Below are 20541 nucleotides of genomic sequence, written 5' to 3' on the forward strand. Positions count from 1 at the left end.
CACTCGATGGCACTCGGCGCGGCCGACTTGCAGGGTCTGGTCAGGGAGGCTGCGGCCATCCTCGACGAGGCGGCCGTCCCGTTCGTGGCGGGCCACGGCGCGGATTCCGCGGTGCAGAAGAAGGGCAACGACTTCGCCACCGAGGTCGACCTGGCCATCGAACGTCAGGTGGTCGAGAGGCTGGAGTCCGCCACCGGTATCGGTGTGCACGGCGAGGAGTACGGCGGCGCCGACATCGAGTCGCCGCTGGTGTGGGTGCTCGACCCGATCGACGGCACCTTCAACTACGCCGCGGGCCTGCCGACGTCGGCGATCCTGCTGGGCCTGCTGCGCGACGGAGAGCCCGTCGCCGGGCTGACCTGGCTGCCGTTCACCTCGCAGCGGTACACCGCCGTGGTCGGTGAACCGTTGTACGCCAACGGTGTGGCGCAGAAGCCGCTGGATGCCGCTGCGCTCGGCGAGTGCGTGGTGGGCACCGGCACGTTCAACGTCGACTCCAAGGGCCGCTTCCCGGGCCGCTACCGCATCGCGGTGCTGGAGGGCCTGAGCCGGCAGTGCTCCCGGATGCGCATGCACGGCGCGACCGGAGTCGACCTCGCCTACACCGCCGCCGGAATCCTCGGCGGCTCCATCAGTTTCGGCCACCACGTCTGGGATCACGCGGCGGGGGTGGCGCTGGTGCGCGCCGCCGGCGGCGTCGTGACCGACCTCGAGGGAGCGCCGTGGACGCCGCGGTCGCGCTCGGCGCTCGCCGGGCTGCCCCGCGTGCACGGCGAGATCCTCGACATCGTGAAGTCCGCAGGCGACCCGCAGGGGTACCGGTGACGGCCGGCGCGGGGCTCGCGGTGCGCATCATCCCCTGCCTCGATGTCGACGCGGGCCGCGTGGTCAAGGGGGTGAACTTCGAGAACCTCCGCGACGCAGGGGATCCCGTCGAGTTGGCGGCCGTCTACGACGCCGAGGGCGCCGACGAGCTGACCTTCCTCGACGTGACGGCGTCGTCGTCGGGCCGGACCACGATGCTGGAGGTGGTGCGGCGCACCGCCGAGCAGGTGTTCATCCCGCTGACGGTCGGCGGTGGCGTGCGGTCGGTGGCCGACGTCGACTCGCTGCTGCGCGCAGGCGCGGACAAGGTGTCGGTGAACACCGCCGCGATCGCCCGCCCCGAGCTGCTGGCCGAACTGGCCCGTCAGTTCGGCTCGCAGTGCATCGTGCTGTCGGTGGACGCGCGCACCGTGCCGCAGGGCGAGCAGCCGACGCCGTCGGGCTGGGAGGTCACCACCCACGGTGGGCGACGGGGGACCGGGATCGACGCGGTGGAGTGGGCCGCCCGCGGTGCGGAACTCGGTGTCGGTGAGATCCTGCTGAACTCGATGGACTTCGACGGCACCAAGGCGGGATTCGACCTGCCGATGCTGCGCGCGGTGCGCGGCGCGGTGACGGTGCCGGTGATCGCCAGCGGCGGGGCGGGTGCCTTGGGGCACTTCGCGCCAGCGGTCGAGGCGGGTGCCGACGCCGTGCTCGCGGCAAGTGTCTTCCACTTCGGTGAGCTGACCATCGGCCAGGTGAAGGCGGCGATGGCCGCGGAAGGGATCACGGTGCGATGAGCCTGGATCCGGACATCGCGGCGCGGCTGAAACGCAACGCCGACGGGCTGTTCACCGCCGTCGTACAGCAACGCGGCACCGGTGAGGTGCTGATGGTCGCGTGGATGGACGACGCCGCGCTGGCGCACACGCTCGAAACCCGTCGGGGAACCTACTTTTCGCGGTCCCGGCAGCAGCAGTGGGTCAAGGGCGAGACGTCCGGCCACACCCAGTACGTGCACTCGGTGCGGCTGGACTGCGACGGCGACACCGTGCTGCTGGAGGTCGACCAGGTCGGCGCGGCCTGTCACACCGGTACCCACACCTGCTTCGACGCCGATCTGCTGCTCGCGCCCGCCGACCCGCGGTGACTTCCCCGGTCATGAGGGGGATCGCCGCCGGGGTGGCGGCCGGAGCAGTCGCGGGTGCGGTATTGCGGCGGTGGTGGTCGGCAAGGGAGGCCCTCGCCGCCGTCCGGCCGGAGCTGCGCAGCCCGTTGCTGCCGTTCATCCCCGGCGTGACTGCCCGCACCCTGCCTGTCGTTCGGGCCGTTTCACGTCTGCGGACGCCACCGGGACCCGGCGTCTCGGTGACCGAGCGCGACGCGGGCGACGGCGTGCGGCTGCGGGTGCTCGTCGCCGAACCGGTCGAGCGGGTCCCGTTGCGGCCCGCGGTGCTGTGGATCCACAGCGGCGGGCTGGTGGTGGGTTCACCGCAGTTCGAGTTGGGGCTGGCCGGCCCGCTCGTGCGTGAGCTCGGCGCGGTCGTGGTGCTGCCGGACTACCGGTTGGCGCCCGAGCATCCGTTCCCCGCGGCGCTGGACGACTGCATGGCGACGCTGGCCTGGATGCGTACGCACGCAGGTGAATTGGGCATCGATGCCGACCGGATCGCGGTCGCGGGCCCGAGCGCAGGCGGCGGGTTGTCGGCCGCGGTGGCCCAACGCTGTCTCGACGAGGGCATCACGCTGCGGGCGCAGGCGCTCGTCTACCCGATGCTCGACGACCGGGTCACCCTGCGGGACAACGGCGGACGCGGGCGTTTCCTGTGGACCGCTGCGGGCAGCCGGTTCGGCTGGCACGCCTACCTCGGTCGCGAACCCGCACATTCGGCGGCGCCACCGTATTCGGCAGCGGCCCGCAGGACGGATCTCACCGGCCTGGCGCCCGCGTGGATCGGTGTCGGCGACCAGGACCTGTTGTACGACGAGTCCGTCGACTACGCCGATCGGCTCACGGCGTGCGGTGTGCCGTGCGAACTGGTCGCGGTACCGGGCATGTACCACGGGGCGGAACTGTTCGGCCGGCAGTCCGAGGTGATGAGGGACTTCCAGGCCGCGATGATCGGCCACCTGCGCACGTACCTCTGATCAGACGATGCGGCTGGCCTTGGCACGGGCGGTCCAGCGGCCGTCGTCGTAGGTCACCCGCACCGGGTGGTCGAACGCCGCGGTGACGTTGTCGGTGGTGACGACGTCGCGCGCCGGGCCGGACGCGACGGTGCGGCCGCCGGCGATCAGCAGCGCATGAGTGGTCGTGGTCGGCAGTTCCTCGAGGTGGTGGGTCACCAGGATCGACGCCACGTCGGGGTGCGCGTCTCCGAGGGAGTCGATGGTCTCGAGCAGTTGTTCGCGCGCCGCGACGTCCAGACCGGTGGTCGGTTCGTCGAGCAGCAGCAGCCGCGGGTCCGAGATGAGCGCGCGGGCAATGATAGTGCGGCCGCGTTCACCCTGCGACAGCGTCGGCCAGACGTGGTCCGCCAGTCGGGTGAGCCCCACCGTCTCAAGCAGGGCGTCGGCGCGGCGCTGCTCGCCGGGCGAGGGCGTCCAGTGGTTCGGCGTGTCGATGGTCGCGGTGATGCCGGTGAGGACGACGTCGCGGACGGTCAGCGGATACTGCAGGCGGTGGCGGGGATTGACGTGACCGATCGACCGGCGCAGCCGGGCCAGCTCGGTGCGCCCCATCTGCTCGCCGAGCACGTGCACCGTGCCGGAACTGGGGAACGTCTCCGCGGCGCAGAAGTTGAGCAGGGTGCTCTTGCCCGCGCCGTTGGGACCCAGCAACGCCCAGTGCTCGCCGGGCTGCACGGTCAGCGAGATGCCGTCGATGATCTGCTTGCCGTCGCGGCGGAAGGTGACGTCGGCCAGCTCGAGAACGGGAGTCATGCCTGCGTGCGCCCGTCAGGCGGACTGCCGTTGGCGCAACACCTCCAGCGCCTTGTCGGCGTGGGTGTCCATGTTGATCTCACTGGAGATCACCTCGAGCACCGTGCGGTCGGTGTCGATCACGAAGGTGGTGCGCTTGACGGGCATGAACTTGCCCAGCAGGCCGCGCTTGACGCCGAACTGACTGGCCACGGCGCCGTCGGCGTCCGAGAGCAGCGGGTAGTCGAAGCGCTGGGTGTCGGCGAACTTGGCCTGCTTGGCCACGGCGTCGGTGCTGATACCGACCCGCGATGCGCCGAGTGCGGCGAATTCGGCGCCGAGGTCGCGGAAGTGGCAGGCCTCCTTGGTGCAGCCCGGTGTCAACGCGGCGGGGTAGAAGAACAGCACCACCGGACCGTCGGCGAGCAGACTGGTGAGGCTGCGCACGGCGCCGGTCTGGTCGGGCAGTTCGAACTCTGTGACCTGGTCACCACGTTTCATGGCGCTCACGCTACGCGCACTGACTGTCGGTGTGATCGGACCGGTCTGGGAGAATCGGCCCGTGCAGACGACAGTGACGACCTCACGGGCGGACTTCCGCGCGCTGGCCGCCGAACACCGCGTGGTGCCGGTGACGCGCAAGGTCCTGGCCGACAGTGAGACACCGCTGTCGGCGTACCGCAAACTCGCCGCGAACCGGCCGGGCACGTTCCTGCTGGAGTCGGCCGAGAACGGCCGCTCGTGGTCGCGCTGGTCGTTCATCGGTGCGGGTGCGCCGTCGGCGTTGACGGTTCGCGACGGCGAGGCGGTCTGGCTCGGTGTGACGCCGCAGGACGCACCGCGCGGCGGTGATCCCCTTCAGGCGTTGCGAGACACGTTGACGCTGTTGGAGACTGCCGCCCTGCCGGGTCTGCCGCCGTTGTCGTCCGGGCTAGTCGGCTTCTTCGCCTACGACATGGTGCGCCGGCTGGAGCGGCTGCCCGAACTGGCCGTCGACGACCTCGGCCTGCCCGACATGCTGTTGCTGCTGGCGACAGACGTCGCCGCGGTGGACCACCACGAGGGCACGATCACGCTGATCGCGAACGCGGTCAACTGGAACGGCACCGACGAGCGGGTGGACTGGGCCTACGACGACGCGGTGGCGCGGCTCGACGTGATGACCGAGGCGCTGGGTCAACCACTGCACTCGACGGTGGCGACGTTCACCCGGCCCGCTCCGAGCCATCGGGCGCAGCGGACGGTCGAGGAGTACACGGCCATCGTCGACAAGCTGGTCGGCGACATCGAGGCCGGCGAGGCGTTCCAGGTGGTGCCGTCGCAGCGGTTCGAGATGGACACCGACGCCGATCCCCTCGACGTGTACCGGATGCTGCGGGTGAGCAACCCCAGCCCGTACATGTACCTGCTCAACGTCCCCGACGACACGGGGGGCCTGGACTTCTCGATCGTCGGGTCCAGCCCGGAGGCGCTGGTCACGGTGAAGGACCGCAAGGTCACCACCCACCCGATCGCGGGCACCCGGTGGCGCGGCGACACCGAGGAGGACGACCTGCTGCTGGAGAAGGAACTGCTTTCCGACGAGAAGGAACGCGCCGAGCACCTGATGCTGGTCGACCTGGGCCGCAACGACCTGGGCCGGGTCTGCGAACCGGGCACCGTGCGCGTCGAGGACTACAGCCACATCGAGCGCTACAGCCATGTCATGCACCTGGTCTCGACGGTCAAGGGTCGCCTGGCCGACGGCCGGACCGCCTTGGACGCGGTGACGGCCTGCTTCCCGGCGGGCACGCTGTCGGGGGCTCCGAAGGTCCGCGCGATGGAGTTGATCGAGGAGGTCGAGAAGACCCGGCGCGGGCTGTACGGCGGCGTGCTCGGCTATCTCGACTTCGCGGGCAACGCCGACTTCGCGATCGCCATCCGCACGGCGCTGATCCGCGGTGGCACCGCATATGTGCAGGCCGGCGGGGGAGTCGTGGCCGATTCCAACGGCCCCTACGAGTACACCGAGGCGGCGAACAAGGCCCGCGCGGTCCTCAACGCGATCGCCGCCGCGGAGACGCTGACCGCACCCGAGGCCGAATCGCCCGCGCCGTGATCCGGGTCGCGCAGTTGCTCCTGGTGCTCGCCGCGGCGGCGCTGTGGCTGGCATCGCGGATGACGTGGGTGCAGGTGAGTTCGTTCGACGGGCTGACCCACCCTCGGACGACTGCGCTGACCGGGGCGACCTGGTCGACCGCGCTGATCCCGTTGGCGCTGCTGGTGCTGGCCGCCGCGGTCGCCGCGCTGGCGGTGCGGGGCTGGCCGCTGCGGCTGCTGGCCCTGCTGGTGGCGCTGGCCAGCGCGGGCATGGCCTACCTGGCGATCAGCCTGTGGGTGGTGCGCGACGTCGGGCCGCGTGGCGCCGATCTGGCCGAGGTGCCGGTGGCCGACCTCACCGGCGCGCAAAGGTACCACACCGGGGCGGGGATCACCGTGGTGGCGGCGGTGTGCGCGCTGGTCGGCGCGGTGTTGCTGATGCGTTCGGCCGCCAGGGCACGCGCGACGCCGGGGAAGTACGCGGCACCGGCCGCGCGACGCGAAGCGGCCGCCCGCCAGGAGGACGGCGAGGGTGCTTCGGGGCCCGGCGGGATGTCGGAACGAATGATCTGGGACGCACTCGACGAGGGGCGCGACCCGACCGGTCCCGACAACCAGGGTCGGTGACAGCGGATCGTGGGGTGCCGACTACCCTTCGGAGAAGATCGTCCGTCGCTGGGGGCGGCGTACCGGAAGGGAACCGAGGGGCTATGAGTTCGGCCACCGTGCTCGACTCCATCATCGAAGGAGTCCGCGCCGACGTCGCCGCTCGGGAAGCCCTCGTCAGCCTCGACGAGATCAAGGAACGGGCCGGCCGTGCGCCGGCGCCGCTGGACGTGATGGCGGCGTTGCGGGAACCCGGTATCGGCGTCATCGCCGAGGTCAAGCGGGCCAGCCCGTCGCGTGGGGCGCTCGCCTCGATCGCCGACCCCGCCGAACTCGCCCGCGCGTACCAATCGGGTGGCGCGCGCGTGATCAGCGTGCTGACCGAGGAGCGGCGCTTCCACGGCTCGCTCGACGATCTCGACGCCGTGCGGGCCGCGGTGTCGATCCCGGTCCTGCGCAAGGACTTCATCGTCCGGCCCTACCAGATCCACGAGGCCAGGGCGCACGGCGCCGACATGCTGCTGCTGATCGTCGCAGCGCTGGAGCAACCGGCGCTCGAGTCGCTGCTGGAGCGCACCGAGTCACTCGGGATGACCGCGCTGGTCGAGGTGCACACCGAGGAGGAGGCCAGCCGCGCGTTGCAGGCCGGAGCCAAGGTGATCGGCGTCAACGCCCGCGACCTCAAGACCCTGGCGGTCGACCGGGACTGCTTCGCGCGCATCGCGCCCGGGCTGCCCTCGAATGTCATCCGGGTCGCCGAGTCGGGGGTGCGCGGCACCGGTGACCTGCTGGCCTACGCGGGCGCGGGCGCCGACGCGGTGCTCGTCGGCGAAGGCCTGGTGACCAGCGGCGACCCGCGCAGCGCCGTCGCCGATCTGGTCACCGCAGGCACGCATCCGTCCTGCCCGAAACCCGCACGCTAGCCCGTGGCGGACCTCGCCGGCCCGGAGTTGCCGCGCTCCAGCGCGGCCGTGGCAGAACCCAGCGGCCATGAACCCGACGCCCGTGGCCATTTCGGCGCCTACGGAGGACGTTTCGTCCCCGAGGCGTTGATGGCGGTGATCGAGGAGGTCACCGCCGCCTACGAGAAGGCCCGCGGCGATCAGACATTCCTCGATGAACTCGACCGGCTGCAGCGGCACTACAGCGGGCGGCCGTCGCCACTGTACGAGGCCGAAGCCCTTGGCAGGCACGCCGGTGGTGCGCGCATCTTCCTGAAGCGGGAAGACCTCAACCACACCGGTTCTCACAAGATCAACAACGTGCTGGGGCAGGCGCTGCTGGCCCGGCAGATGGGCAAGAACCGGGTCATCGCCGAGACGGGCGCCGGCCAGCACGGGGTGGCGACCGCGACCGCGTGCGCGCTGCTCGATCTGGACTGCGTGATCTACATGGGCGCGGTCGACACCGCCCGGCAGGCGCTGAACGTGGCCCGGATGCGGTTGCTCGGCGCCGAGGTGGTGTCCGTCGAGGCGGGCTCGAAGACGTTGAAGGACGCCATCAACGAGGCGTTCCGCGACTGGGTCACCAACGCCGACGACACCTACTACTGCTTCGGCACGGCCGCCGGACCGCATCCGTTCCCGACCATGGTGCGTGACTTCCAGCGGGTCATCGGGCTCGAGGCGCGGGTGCAGATCCAGGACCAGGCCGGCCGGCTGCCCGACGCGGTGACCGCCTGCGTCGGTGGCGGTTCCAATGCGATCGGCATCTTCCACGCCTTCATCGACGATCCCGGCGTCCGGCTCATCGGATACGAAGCCGCCGGCGATGGCGTCGAAACCGGTAGGCACGCAGCGACTTTCACCGGCGGGTCGCCGGGTGCGTTCCAGGGTTCGTTCTCCTACCTGCTGCAGGACGAGGACGGGCAGACCATCGAGTCGCATTCGATCTCGGCGGGCCTGGACTATCCGGGGGTGGGTCCCGAGCACGCCTTCCTGAAGGACATCGGCCGTGCCGAGTACCGGCCGATCACCGACACCGAGGCGATGGACGCGTTCTCGCTGCTGTGCCGGACCGAGGGCATCATCCCCGCGATCGAGTCGGCGCACGCGATCGCCGGTGCGCTGAAGCTGGGCGTCGAACTCGGTGCCGGAGCGGTGATCCTGGTCAATCTGTCCGGCCGTGGCGATAAGGATGTCGAGACGGCGGCGAAGTGGTTCGGACTGCTCGACAAGGCGGCGCCATGAGCCGGCTGGCAGCGCTGTTCGACCAGTGCCGCGCGGAGAGCCGTGCAGCACTGATCGGTTATCTGCCAACGGGTTACCCTGACGTGCCGGGGTCGATCGAGGCGATGACGGCGCTGGTCGAGGCTGGCTGTGACCTCATCGAGGTCGGGGTGCCCTACTCGGATCCCGGGATGGACGGGCCGACCATCGCCGCAGCGACCGAGGTCGCGCTGCAGGGCGGGGTACGCGTGCGGGACACGCTGGCGGCGGTCGAGGCGATCAGTAGTGCGGGTGGCCGCGCCGTGGTGATGACGTACTGGAATCCGGTGCTGCGGTTGGGCATCGACGCCTTCGCCCGTGATCTCGCGTCGGCAGGCGGCCTGGGGCTGATCACGCCCGACCTCATCCCGGACGAGGCCGACGAGTGGCTCTCCGCGTCGGAGACCCATGACCTCGACCGCATCTTCCTGGTCGCGCCGTCGTCGACGCAGGAGCGGTTGGCGAAGACGGTGGAGGCGTCGCGCGGATTCGTCTACGCGGCATCGACCATGGGCGTGACGGGTGCCCGCGATGCAGTGTCCAACCTCGCACCCGAGCTGGTCGCCCGGGTCAAGTCGGTCACCGACATTCCGGTCGGTGTCGGCCTTGGCGTGCGGTCCCGCGAGCAGGCCGCCGAGATCGGCGCGTACGCCGACGGCGTCATCGTCGGGTCGGCCCTGGTGTCGGCGCTGACCGACGGCATCCCCGCGATGCGGGCACTGACCGAGGAACTTGCGGACGGGGTAAGGCAGAGGATCACCGCGTGACATCGATGTTGGCCTCATTTCCCAGCCCGGCCCAGGGCGTGTGGTATCTCGGTCCGCTCCCGATCCGCGCGTACGCGTTCTGCATCATCGTCGGCATCGTCGCCGCGCTGATCATCGGCGACCGCCGGTGGCAGAACCGTGGCGGTGAAGCGGGCGTCATCTACGACATCGCGCTGTGGGCGGTCCCGTTCGGGCTGATCGGTGGGCGGCTTTACCACGTGATCACCGACTGGGAGAAGTACTTCGGTGAGTACGGCGTCGGACTCGGTGGTGCGCTGCGCATCTGGGAGGGCGGCCTCGGAATCTGGGGCGCCGTGGCGCTCGGTGGCGTCGGTGCGTGGATCGCCTGCCGGCGGCGCGGCATCCCGCTGCCTGCGTTCGGCGATGCCATCGCGCCGGGAATCATCCTGGCGCAGGCCATCGGCCGGCTCGGCAACTACTTCAACCAGGAGCTGTTCGGCAGGCAGACCACGCTGCCGTGGGGGCTGGAGATCTACCAGCGGGTGCCCGACGACCTCAACGGCGTGTCCAACGGCACGCTGGTGCAGACCGTCCACCCCACGTTCCTCTACGAGCTGCTGTGGAACCTGCTGATCTTCACGTTGCTCATCGTGATCGACCGCCGGTTCAGGATCGGTCATGGTCGGCTGTTCGCGTTGTACGTCGCGGGCTACTGCCTGGGCCGGTTCTGGATCGAGCTGCTGCGCAGCGACTTCGCCACGGAGTTCGCCGGGATTCGGGTGAACTCGTTCACGTCGGGATTCGTCTTCATCGGGGCGATCATCTACATCATGGCCGCGCCACGCGGTCGGGAGGATCCGGCGACGCTGCGCGGGAAGACCGACGACGAGGAGTCCGACGTCGAGGAGCTCGTGAAGGTGGTCGCCGGGACGTCCGCCGCCGCTGGCGCCGTGGTCGCCGCGGCGAAAGTCGCGGGCCGCGAGGATGACTCCGACGGGGCCGGAGACGACGAATCGTCGTCCGAGGCAGCGCTGGAGGCCGATGCGCTGGCGGTCGACGTCGAGGAGGCGCCGGCCGAGGAGATCGCCGAGGCCGACGAGTTCGCGGCTGCGGGTGACGAAGCCGACGGTGAGAGCGGCGAGGCGGAGGCGGTGCTCGAGGCGGAGGCGTTGACCGCCGATGTCGAGGAGGCGCCCGCCGAGGAGATCGCCGAGGCCGACGAGTTCGCCGTCGCAGGTGACGAAGCGGACGAGACGGGCCTCGGTGCGGTCGAGGGCGATGATCCGGCCGAGGCCGAGAAGGCCGCCGAGGAAGCGCATGAGGCCGCCCTGGCGAGCCTCGATGAGTCGTCGGCGGAAACTCCCGACGACATCGGTGGTGTTGGTTCGGTCGAGGGTGAGGATGCGGTCGAGGCTGAGGTCGCTGCCGCGGAGGTGCATGAAGCGGCGGTCGCGGGCGTCGATGAGGCCGAGGCGGTCGAGGCCGAGGTAGCCGAGGCCGATGCTGTCGCCGACGAGGGCGCCGAAGCCGATGATGTCGTCGAAGAGCCGCTCCCCGTAGGCGAGAGCGCCGCGGCTGCGACCGACGCCGAAGACATCGCCGTGGATCAGGACAGCGACACGTCCGCCGAGGTCGGCGGTGTGGGCTCGGTCGAGGGCGAGGATGCCGTCGAGGCTGAGGTGGCTGCCGCGGAGGTGCATGAGGCGGCGGTCGCGGGTGTCGATGAGGCTGAGGCGGTCGAGGCAGAGGTAGCCGAGGCCGATGCTGTCGCCGACGAGCCACTGGCCGAGTCTTCCGATGATGTCGGTGGTGTGGGTTCGGTCGAGGGCGAGGAGGCGGTCGAGGCTGAGGTGGCTGCCGCGGAGGTGCATGAGGCGGCGGTCGAGGGTGTCGATGAGGCTGAGGCGGTTGAGGCAGAGGTAGCCGAGGCCGACGTGGAGCAACCGTTGGGTGAAAACGCCACGGCGGCTGCAGAAGCCGATGATCTCGCAGCCGACGAGCAGGCCGGCGCCGCTAACGAAGCGGCTACCGAGGTCGCGGAGCCGGTTGACGATCACGCTCAGCCTGTTGGGGACACGCCCGCTGTCGACGCCGACGACGTGGCCACCGAAGCCGGTGACGAAACGTCAGCCGACAGTGCGGTGGCGGTCTCTGAGACCGCCGACGTGGGCGGGGTGGGCTCGGTCGAGGGCGAGGACGCCGTCGATGCCGAGGCTGCGGCTGAGGAAGCCCACGACAGTGCAGTCGCCGGTGTCGACGAGGCAGAGGCGTCGAAGTACGAGATCCAGGTCGCCCCGCCGCCCTCGACGCCGCGGCGGCGCTGGTGGCGTCGCAACCGCTGATCGGTTATCCACAACTCCTTTTCGCTGCTTTCGCGTGTCACACCCCTCTGCAATAATCGAATGTATGTTCGATCCGGCGCAGGCGAGTTTCGACGAGGTACTGACCTCGCCGCGCCCACGCCCGGCCGCAGTCGACGCCCTGATCGCCGACCTGGTGACGACGACGCGTCGGGAGAACCAGCAGGCCGCGGCCCGGTTGACGATCATCGGTGAGCTCTACGGGGTGCGGTTCGCTCAGCGCGACGAGATCAGTGACCAGTGGGCGGTTGACACCGAATGCGCGGTGGCCGCCGAAGTCGCTGCCGCGCTGAACATCGGCCCCGGGTCGGCGTCGATTCAGGTCAACCTGGCCCGCGGATTGCGGGAACGGCTCCCGCTGGTGGCGGCCGTGTTCCGGGCCGGTGATCTGAGCCTGGCTGTGGTCGATGTGTTGTTGCATCGCACCAGCTTGATCACTGATCCCGATAACTTGGCCGGCGTTGACGCACGGTTGGCCGGTGCGGCGGTGCGGTTGATGGCAATGAGTCCCGGTCAGCTGTGCGGGCACGTCGACCGAATCATCGCCCGGGTGGATCGGGATGCGGTGCGGCGGCGTAAGAGAGCCCGGGAGCTCCGTGAGTTCTGGGTCAACGACGGACTCGATGGGATGAGCACCTTCGGCGGCACCATGAGCACTGTCGATGCCCGGGTGTTCGAGCGGAGTGTCGACGCGATGGCCGGCACCGTGTGCCCCGATGACCCCCGCACCAAGCGGCAGCGTCGTGTCGATGCGATCGCCGCGGTGTGCAGCGGTGCCCAACGCCTGCCCTGCCAATGCGAGAACCCCGAGTGCCCTGAGAAGGACGCAGTCCCCGCCCCCTTCGTCATCCACACCATCACCGGCCCCAGCACTGACGCCGATGCCCACGCCGACGACGCGGATGCCGAGGCTGACGTGGATACCGAGGCCGGCGAGACCGATGTCACGGTCGACGCCGATGCCGCCACCTACACCGATGCCAACTCGACTGCCGATGCCGCCGCTGCCGATGCCGCCGATGCCGATACCGATCAGTCGGTGGCGAGCCTCGTGCACAACGACGGCATCCTCCCGCCTGAACAGCTCACCGGCCTCGCCGAACACGCCGCCACCCGGCCACTGATCCACCCCGGTGACGCCGCCCCCGAGCCGCGCTACACCCCGTCGCGGAATCTGGCGGAGTTCGTGCGGTGCCGCGACATGGGCTGCCGATTCCCCGGCTGCGATGTGCCGGCCTTCAATACCGACATCGACCACACCATCCCTTACAGCCAGGGCGGACCGACCCAGGCATCGAACCTCAAATGCCTGTGCCGCCTGCACCATCTGATCAAAACGTTCTGGGGTTGGCACGACCGACAACACCGCGACGGCACCGTCATCTGGACCAGCCCCGCCGGGCAGACCTACACCACCCGACCCGGAGCGGCGCTGCTGTTTCCGTACCTGTGCACCCCGACCGCCCCGGCGGTGATCACCCCGCGGCCCGACGACCCATGCGGTGAACGCACCGCGATGATGCCGAAACGGCAACGCACCCGAGCCCAGAACAAAGCAGCCCGCATCGCCGCCGAACGCCAACAAAATCGCGACCACCGCGAAGCCCGCCGCCGCGCCCGCCGGTAAGCACTCGACGCACTGTTCGCTCCGGCACTGCCTTCCCCAACCCGGTGACGAACCCCCTCCCTTCTGAAAGCCACCACGACCTTTTCCGGTTTCCCTCCCTTATGGGGAACCGGGGGTTCTGGCATGCTGGCGGCATGACCGACCCCGCGCAGTTCGGCAGCAGCTCAGAGGGCACGAACCCGCCCCCTCCGCCGGGGCAGTACCCGCCACCTCCCGGCCAGCACGAAACACCTCCCGGCCAGTACGGCACCCCGCCCGGCGAGTACGGCACCTCCGGCCAGTACGGCAACCCGCCGGGTCAGTACGGCACTCCGCCCGGTCAGTACGGCACCCCGCCCGGCCAGTACCCGCCGCCGGCAACAGGCCAGTACGACCCGACGGCGCCCTACGGCCGCCACCCTTTCACCGGTGAGCCGTTCTCCGACAAGTCGAAGATCGTCGCAGGACTACTGCAGCTCATCGGGCTATTCGGGCTCGTCGGCATCGGCCGCATCTACATGGGTGACACCAAACTGGGCGTCATTCAGCTCGTCGTCGGTCTCGTGACGTGCGGCATCGGCGCCGTCATCTGGGGCATCATCGACGCCATCCTCATCCTCACCGACAAGGTGCGCGATCCGCTGGGACGTCCGCTGCGCGATGGAACCTAGCGTCGCATCGAGCAGCCGCACCCGGCTGTACGGCGCGCTCGGTGCCGGCGCGGTGGTGGCCGGTTCCCTGGCCTACATCGGCATCGCCGACCCGCACCGCCCCGGCTTCCTGTTCCCCGGCTGTCCCTTCAAACAGCTGACGGGGTGGGACTGCCCGGCCTGCGGCGGCCTGCGCATGACGCACGACCTGCTGCACGGCGACGTCGCGGCGGCGGTGACCGACAACGTCTTCCTGCTCGTCGGGCTGCCGCTGCTGGCGCTGTGGTTCGCAATGCGCTGGCGGCTCGGGCGCCGTCTCATGCCGGTCGCGGCCATCGCTGTGCTCGTGGTCACCGTGACGACCTGGACCGTGGTGCGCAACCTCCCCGGGTTTCCGCTGGTCCCGACTCTTCTCGACGGGTAGCAACCCACCTCCGCTGATACACTTGCTCTTCGGGCCGGTGCAGTCCCGGAATCGAAAGAATCCGGACTGCGGAGGTACCAAACGAATGCTGTTCTCGGCATTTCCTCAACCGCAGGGTCTGTACGACCCCGCCAACGAGGCCGACTCCTGCGGCGTCGCCATGATCACCGACATCCAGGGCCGCCGCACCCACGCCATCGTCGCCGACGGCCTGGTCGCGCTCGAACACCTCGACCACCGTGGCGCTGCCGGCGCGGAGACGAACAGCGGCGACGGCGCAGGCATCCTCATCCAGCTCCCGGTCGAACTCTTCCGCGACGTCGTCGACTTCGACCTCCCCGACCCCACCGACGACGGCTGCAACACCTTCGCCGCGGGACTCTGCTTCCTGCCCCAGGATTCGACCGCCCGGGCCGCCGCCACCCAGCGCATCGAGGTCATCGCCGGTGAAGAGGGTCTCGAGGTCCTCGGCTGGCGCAAGCTGCCCGTCGCCCCCGAGGGCGCCGGTGTCGGCGCGACCGCGTTGAGCTGCATGCCCTACTTCTCCCAGCTCTTCGTCGCCGCCCCCGAACACCACGGCACCCGTCCCGGCGGCATCGAGCTCGATCGCCGCGTCTACCCCCTGCGCAAGCGCGCCGAAGCCGAGGCGCAGGCCTACTTCCCGACGCTGTCCAGCCGCACCATCGCCTACAAGGGCATGCTCACCACGGTCCAGCTGCCGCAGTTCTTCGCCGACCTGCGCGACGAGCGCTGCATCAGCGCCATGGCGATCGTGCACAGCCGCTTCTCCACCAACACCTTCCCGTCCTGGCCGCTGGCCCACCCGTTCCGGTTCGTCGCCCACAACGGCGAGATCAACACCGTGCGCGGCAACCGCAACCGCATGCACGCCCGCGAGGCGATGCTGGCCGGCGCGAAGATCCCCGGCGACATCACCCGGCTCTCACCGATCTGCACGCCCGAGGCGTCCGACTCGGCGTCGTTCGACGAGGTGCTCGAACTGCTGCACCTCGGCGGCCGTGAGCTGCCGCACGCCGTCCTGATGATGATCCCCGAGGCGTGGGAGAACGACTCCGCCATGGACCCCGCCGAGCGGGCGTTCTGGCAGTTCCACGCCTCTCTGATGGAACCGTGGGACGGTCCGGCCTGCGTCACGTTCACCGACGGCACCGTCGTCGGAGCGGTGTTGGACCGCAACGGTTTACGGCCCGGCCGCTGGTGGCGCACGGTGGACGACCGGCTCATCCTCGCCAGCGAGGCCGGAGTGCTCGACGTGCCGTCCGGCCAGATCGTCGCCAAGGGCCGCCTGCAGCCGGGCCGCATGCTGCTCATCGACACCGCCCAGGGTCGCATCGTTCCCGACGACGAGATCAAGGAACAGCTCTCGGCGGCCGAACCGTACGGCGAATGGCTGCATGCCGGCCTCCTGGACCTCGCGACCCTGCCCGACCGGGCCCGGGTGCAGCCCAACCACGAGTCGGTGGTGCGCAGGCAGATCTCCTTCGGCTACACCGAGGAAGAGCTCCGCATCCTGCTCACCCCCATGGCCGCCTCCGGCGCCGAACCGCTGGGCTCCATGGGCACCGACACCCCCACGGCGGTGCTGTCGGAACGGTCGCGCCTGCTCTACGAGTATTTCGTCGAGTTGTTCGCCCAGGTGACGAACCCACCGCTGGACGCCATCCGCGAGGAGGTCGTCACCAGCATGTCCCGGGTGATGGGCCCGGAGCAGAACCTGCTCGAACCCACCGCCGCGTCGTGTCGCCAGATCCTGGTCAAGTGGCCGGTGCTCGACAACGACGAACTCAACAAGATCGTCCACATCAACGCCGACGGCGAGCACCCCGGTCTGCGCACCACCGTGCTCAAGGCGCTCTACGACGTCGAGCGCGGCGGCGAAGGTCTGGCCGACGCCCTCGACGAGCTCCGCAACCGCGCCTGTGACGCCATCGCCAAAGGCGCCCGCACCCTGGTGATCTCGGACCGCGACTCCGACCACACCCGCGCCCCGATCCCGTCGCTGCTTGCGGTGTCGGCGGTGCACCACCACCTGGTGCGGACCAAGGAGCGCACCGCCGTGGCGCTGGTCGTCGAATCCGGCGACGCCCGCGAGGTCCACCACATCGCGATGCTCATCGGCTTCGGCGCCGCCGCCGTCAACCCGTATCTGGCCTTCGAGTCGATCGAGGACCTCATCCGCGAGGGCGAACTGACCGGCATCGAACCGGCCACCGCCGTCCGCAACTACCTCAAGGCGCTGGGCAAGGGCGTCACGAAGGTGATGAGCAAGATGGGCATCTCCACCGTGGCGTCCTACACCGCCGCCCAGGCTTTCGAGGCCGTCGGCATCGACCGTGACGTGATCGACGAGTACTTCACCGGGACCCCCACCCAGCTCGGCGGCATCGGCCTCGACGTCATCGCCGAGGAGGTCAAGCTGCGGCACCGCCGCGCCTACCCGGAGAATCCCACCGAACGCGTACACCGGCGCCTCGAGGTCGGCGGTGAATACGCCTTCCGCCGCGAGGGCGAGCTCCACCTGTTCACCCCCGAAGTCGTTTTCCTGCTTCAGCATTCGACCCGCACCGGCCGCCACGAGGTGTTCCGCCAGTATTCCGACGAGGTGAACCGGCTGGCCCGCGACGGCGGTGCACTGCGCGGGCTGTTCGAATTCCGCACCGACGTCCGCCCGCCGGTCCCGCTCGACGAGGTGGAGTCCGTCGACTCGATCGTCACCCGGTTCAACACCGGCGCCATGAGCTACGGCTCCATCAGCGCCGAGGCGCACGAGACCATGGCCATCGCGATGAACAACCTCGGCGGCCGGTCCAACAGCGGCGAGGGCGGCGAGGACGTCGACCGCCTCTACGACCCCCGCCGACGCAGTGCGGTCAAGCAGGTGGCCTCCGGCCGGTTCGGCGTCACCAGCGACTACCTGGTCAACGCCAGCGACATCCAGATCAAGATGGCCCAGGGCGCCAAACCCGGTGAGGGCGGCCAGCTCCCGGGCTACAAGGTGTACCCGAACATCGCCAAGACCAGGCACTCCACCCCGGGAGTCGGGCTCATCTCGCCGCCGCCGCACCATGACATCTACTCCATCGAGGACCTCGCGCAGCTCATCCACGACCTCAAGAACGCCAACGACCAGGCGCGCATCCACGTCAAGCTGGTCGCCAGCGTCGGGGTGGGCACCGTGGCCGCGGGGGTGTCGAAGGCGCACGCCGACGTGGTGCTGATCTCCGGCTACGACGGCGGCACCGGCGCGGCGCCACTGACATCGCTCAAACACGCAGGCGCGCCGTGGGAGATCGGCCTGGCCGACGCGCAGCAGACGCTGATGCTCAACGGCCTGCGCGACCGCATCACCGTGCAGTGCGACGGCGGGATGCGCACCGCTCGCGACGTGATCGTCGCCGCGCTGCTCGGCGCCGAGGAGTTCGGCTTCGCCACCGCACCGCTGGTGGTGTCCGGCTGCATCATGATGCGGGTCTGTCACCTCGACACCTGCCCGGTCGGCGTGGCCACCCAGAACCCCGAGCTGCGGGCCCGGTTCAACGGCAAGCCGGAGTTCGTGGAGAACTACTTTCGGTTCATCGCCGAGGACATCCGCCGCTACCTGGCCGATCTCGGGTTCCGCAGCATCGACGAGGCCGTCGGGCGCGCCGAGATGCTCGACACCGCCGCAGGCGTCGCGCACTGGAAGGCCAAGGGGCTCGACCTGGCCCCGATCTTCGCGGTGCCGACCGACGCGCACGGTGCCGAGATCACCCAGCGGCACAAGGTCAAGGACCAGTACCACGCACTCGATCAGGCGCTGGACCAGACGCTGATCCAGCTGGCCGAGGGCGCGCTCGAGGACGCCCACCCGGTGCGGCTGGAACTGCCGATCCGCAACGTCAACCGCACCGTCGGCACCCTGCTCGGCGCCGAGGTGACCCGGCGCTACGGCGCCGCCGGGCTGCCCGACGGCACCATCCACATCAGCCTCACCGGATCGGCCGGCCAGTCGATCGGGGCGTTCCTGCCGCCCGGCATCACCCTCGAGCTGGTCGGCGACGCCAACGACTATGTGGGCAAGGGCCTTTCCGGCGGCCGGGTGATCGTGCGGCCGCCCGACGACGTGCTGTTCCTGCCGGAGGACAACGTGATCGCAGGCAACACCCTGCTCTACGGCGCCACCTCCGGTGAGGTGTTCCTGCGCGGCCGTGTCGGAGAACGGTTCTGCGCCCGCAACTCCGGCGCACTCGCGGTCGTCGAGGGCGTCGGCGACCACGCCTGCGAGTACATGACCGGCGGGCGGGTCGTCGTGCTCGGCCGCACCGGGCGCAACATGGCGGCGGGAATGTCCGGCGGCATCGCCTACGTGCTCGGCCTCGACCCTGCGCGAGTGAACCCGGCGATGGTCGAATTGCAACGCCTGGAACCCGAGGACCTGGTGTGGCTGCACGGCGTGGTCGCCGAGCACGCCCGCCGCACCGGCAGCACACTGGCGACGTCCGTGCTGTCGGACTGGCCGCGCCGCAGCGCCCAGTTCACCAAGGTGATGCCGCGCGACTACCAGCGCGTGCTGCAGGCGACCCGGATGGCCAAGGCCGAGGGCCGCGACGTCGACACCGCGATCATGGAGGCGAGCCGTGGCTGATCCCAGCGGATTTCTCAAGGTGCACAAGGTCGAGGCGCCCAAGCGGCCGGTCGACGAACGGGTCGGCGACTGGCGCGAGGTCTACGAACGGCAGAGCGCGCAGGACCGCGCCGCGGAGGTGTCCCAGCAGGCCCGCCGCTGCATGGACTGCGGAATCCCGTTCTGCCACTCCGGAACCGCGGGCTGTCCGCTGGGCAACCTGATCCCGGAGTGGAACGACCTGGTGCGCCGCGGCCGGTGGGACGCCGCCAGCGACCGGCTGCACGCCACCAACAACTTCCCGGAGTTCACCGGGCGGCTGTGCCCGGCGCCGTGCGAGGCGGCCTGCGTGCTGTCGATCGGGGAGGACCGCACCGGCGGCAGCGTCACGATCAAGCGCATCGAGAACACCATCGCCGACCATGCCTGGGCGATGGGCATCGTCGAACCCCAGCCTGCCGCCATCGCCACCGGTAAGCGTGTCGCGGTGGTCGGCTCCGGGCCCGCGGGCCTGGCGGCCGCACAGCAGCTCACCCGCGCCGGCCACGACGTGACCGTCTACGAGCGCGACGACCGGCTCGGCGGCCTGATGCGGTACGGCATCCCGGAGTACAAGCTGGAGAAGTCGACGCTCAATCAGCGGCTGGCCCAGATGCGCGCCGAGGGCACCCGCTTCGTCACCGAGTGCGAGGTCGGTGTCGACCTCACCGTCGAGCAGCTGCGTGCCCGCTACGACGCGGTGGTGCTCGCCGTCGGCGCGCTGCGCGCTCGTGACAACGACGTCGAGGGCCGCGAGCTCAACGGCGTCCACCTGGCGATGGAGCACCTGGTGCCTGCCAACAAGGAGTGCGAGGGCGACGGGCCGTCGGCGATCTCGGCCGCGGGCAAGCACGTCGTCATCATCGGCGGTGGCGACACCGGCGCCGACTGCCTGGGCACCGCGCACCGACAGGGCGCGGCGTCGGTCACCCAGCTGGACTACAACCCCGAACCGCCCGAGCAGCGCGACGACACGCGTTCACCGTGGCCGACGTGGCCGCTGGTGCTGCGCACCCGGCTCTCACCGGCACACGCCGAGGGTGGGCACCGGCGCTACGAGGTGGCCGTGCAGCGGTTCATCGGCGACGGCGACGGCAACCTGCGGGCGCTGGAGATCGCCGAGGTCAAGGTGGAGCGCGACGCCGAGGGCAGGCGGCACATCGTGCCGGTCGGGGAGTCCCTGGAGATCCCGTGCGAGCTGGCGTTGCTGGCGATCGGGTTCGACGGTGTGGACCACATGCCGCTGCTCGACGGACTGGGCCTGGCACTGAACCGGCGCGGCGCGCTGCCGTGCGGTTCGGACTGGCAGACCGACGCCCCCGGCGTGTTCGTGTGCGGTGACGCACACCGGGGCGCATCGCTGATCGTGTGGGCCATCGCGGAGGGCCGCAGCGCGGCGCACGCCGTCGACGCCCACCTGATGGGTGAATCGGATCTGCCCGCACCCGTCATCCCCGGTGCGCTGCCGTTGGCCGTCGTCTGAATCGAT

The 20541-nt window shown here is 70.1% G+C and carries 17 protein-coding genes; 15 read left to right on the forward strand and 2 right to left on the reverse strand.

The window, feature by feature from the left end; genetic code table 11:
- Positions 1-6: 6 nt before the first annotated feature.
- Genes AB0K11_RS19190 through AB0K11_RS19205 form a run of 4 tightly spaced genes read left to right on the forward strand, consistent with a single transcriptional unit; the run spans position 7 to position 2955 of the window.
- Positions 7-825, forward strand: a complete 819-nt coding sequence (locus AB0K11_RS19190; protein ID WP_364980043.1) for an inositol monophosphatase — start codon at positions 7-9, stop codon at positions 823-825.
- Positions 822-1607 carry an imidazole glycerol phosphate synthase subunit HisF gene (gene hisF / locus AB0K11_RS19195; RefSeq protein ID WP_364980046.1) on the forward strand — a complete coding sequence of 262 codons (786 nt, stop codon included), beginning with the start codon at positions 822-824 and terminating at the stop codon, positions 1605-1607. Before AB0K11_RS19190 ends, hisF begins: the two co-directional genes overlap by 4 nt.
- A complete protein-coding gene (hisI, locus tag AB0K11_RS19200) occupies positions 1604-1957 on the forward strand; it encodes a phosphoribosyl-AMP cyclohydrolase (protein ID WP_364980049.1) in 354 nt (117 codons plus the stop codon). Before hisF ends, hisI begins: the two co-directional genes overlap by 4 nt.
- Before the next feature lie 11 nt (positions 1958-1968).
- Complete coding sequence (locus tag AB0K11_RS19205; protein WP_364980052.1) at positions 1969-2955, forward strand: alpha/beta hydrolase; 987 nt, start codon at positions 1969-1971, stop codon at positions 2953-2955.
- Here AB0K11_RS19205 and AB0K11_RS19210 read toward each other — a convergent pair whose 3' ends face one another.
- Both AB0K11_RS19210 and AB0K11_RS19215 read right to left on the reverse strand, forming a co-directional pair.
- Entirely contained in the window at positions 2956-3750 is a 795-nt protein-coding gene (locus AB0K11_RS19210; protein ID WP_364980055.1) for an ATP-binding cassette domain-containing protein, read from the reverse strand.
- 15 nt (positions 3751-3765) lie between these two features.
- Positions 3766-4230: a peroxiredoxin gene (locus AB0K11_RS19215; protein ID WP_364980058.1), complete on the reverse strand. Its 465-nt coding sequence runs from the start codon at positions 4228-4230 to the stop codon at positions 3766-3768.
- Positions 4231-4291: 61 nt separating this feature from the next.
- On the opposite strand from AB0K11_RS19215, the gene AB0K11_RS19220 reads away from it, so the two are divergent.
- From AB0K11_RS19220 to AB0K11_RS19270, 11 genes are all read left to right on the forward strand, one after another.
- The gene (locus AB0K11_RS19220) at positions 4292-5827 is read left to right on the forward strand and encodes an anthranilate synthase component I (protein ID WP_364980061.1); all 1536 of its coding nucleotides are present in this window, start codon (positions 4292-4294) and stop codon (positions 5825-5827) included.
- Positions 5824-6435, forward strand: a complete 612-nt coding sequence (locus AB0K11_RS19225; RefSeq protein WP_364980064.1) for a TIGR02234 family membrane protein — start codon at positions 5824-5826, stop codon at positions 6433-6435. The genes AB0K11_RS19220 and AB0K11_RS19225 overlap by 4 nt, the downstream gene beginning before the upstream one ends.
- An 83-nt stretch (positions 6436-6518) precedes the next feature.
- Entirely contained in the window at positions 6519-7337 is an 819-nt protein-coding gene (gene trpC, locus AB0K11_RS19230) for an indole-3-glycerol phosphate synthase TrpC (RefSeq protein ID WP_364980067.1), read from the forward strand.
- Positions 7338-7340: 3 nt separating this feature from the next.
- Positions 7341-8603, forward strand: a complete 1263-nt coding sequence (gene trpB / locus AB0K11_RS19235) for a tryptophan synthase subunit beta (RefSeq protein ID WP_364980069.1) — start codon at positions 7341-7343, stop codon at positions 8601-8603.
- Positions 8600-9388, forward strand: coding sequence for a tryptophan synthase subunit alpha (gene trpA / locus AB0K11_RS19240; RefSeq protein ID WP_364980072.1), 789 nt, complete (start codon positions 8600-8602; stop codon positions 9386-9388). The genes trpB and trpA overlap by 4 nt, the downstream gene beginning before the upstream one ends.
- Before the next feature lie 5 nt (positions 9389-9393).
- Positions 9394-11691 carry a prolipoprotein diacylglyceryl transferase gene (gene lgt, locus AB0K11_RS19245; RefSeq protein WP_364980511.1) on the forward strand — a complete coding sequence of 766 codons (2298 nt, stop codon included), beginning with the start codon at positions 9394-9396 and terminating at the stop codon, positions 11689-11691.
- 64 nt (positions 11692-11755) lie between these two features.
- The gene (locus AB0K11_RS19250; RefSeq protein WP_364980075.1) at positions 11756-13336 is read left to right on the forward strand and encodes a DUF222 domain-containing protein; all 1581 of its coding nucleotides are present in this window, start codon (positions 11756-11758) and stop codon (positions 13334-13336) included.
- 134 nt (positions 13337-13470) lie between these two features.
- On the forward strand, positions 13471-13986 hold the full coding sequence (locus AB0K11_RS19255) for an NINE protein (RefSeq protein WP_364980078.1): 516 nt from the start codon (positions 13471-13473) through the stop codon (positions 13984-13986).
- Positions 13976-14389 carry a DUF2752 domain-containing protein gene (locus tag AB0K11_RS19260; protein ID WP_364980081.1) on the forward strand — a complete coding sequence of 138 codons (414 nt, stop codon included), beginning with the start codon at positions 13976-13978 and terminating at the stop codon, positions 14387-14389. The genes AB0K11_RS19255 and AB0K11_RS19260 overlap by 11 nt, the downstream gene beginning before the upstream one ends.
- Positions 14390-14474: 85 nt before the next feature.
- Positions 14475-19034 carry a glutamate synthase large subunit gene (gene gltB / locus AB0K11_RS19265; protein WP_364980084.1) on the forward strand — a complete coding sequence of 1520 codons (4560 nt, stop codon included), beginning with the start codon at positions 14475-14477 and terminating at the stop codon, positions 19032-19034.
- Positions 19027-20535 carry a glutamate synthase subunit beta gene (locus AB0K11_RS19270; protein WP_364980087.1) on the forward strand — a complete coding sequence of 503 codons (1509 nt, stop codon included), beginning with the start codon at positions 19027-19029 and terminating at the stop codon, positions 20533-20535. Before gltB ends, AB0K11_RS19270 begins: the two co-directional genes overlap by 8 nt.
- Positions 20536-20541 lie beyond the last annotated feature (6 nt).

Origin of the sequence: Mycobacterium sp. NPDC050551 (assembly GCF_040674075.1) — a bacterium.
Classification (GTDB): Bacteria; Actinomycetota; Actinomycetes; order Mycobacteriales; family Mycobacteriaceae; genus Mycobacterium.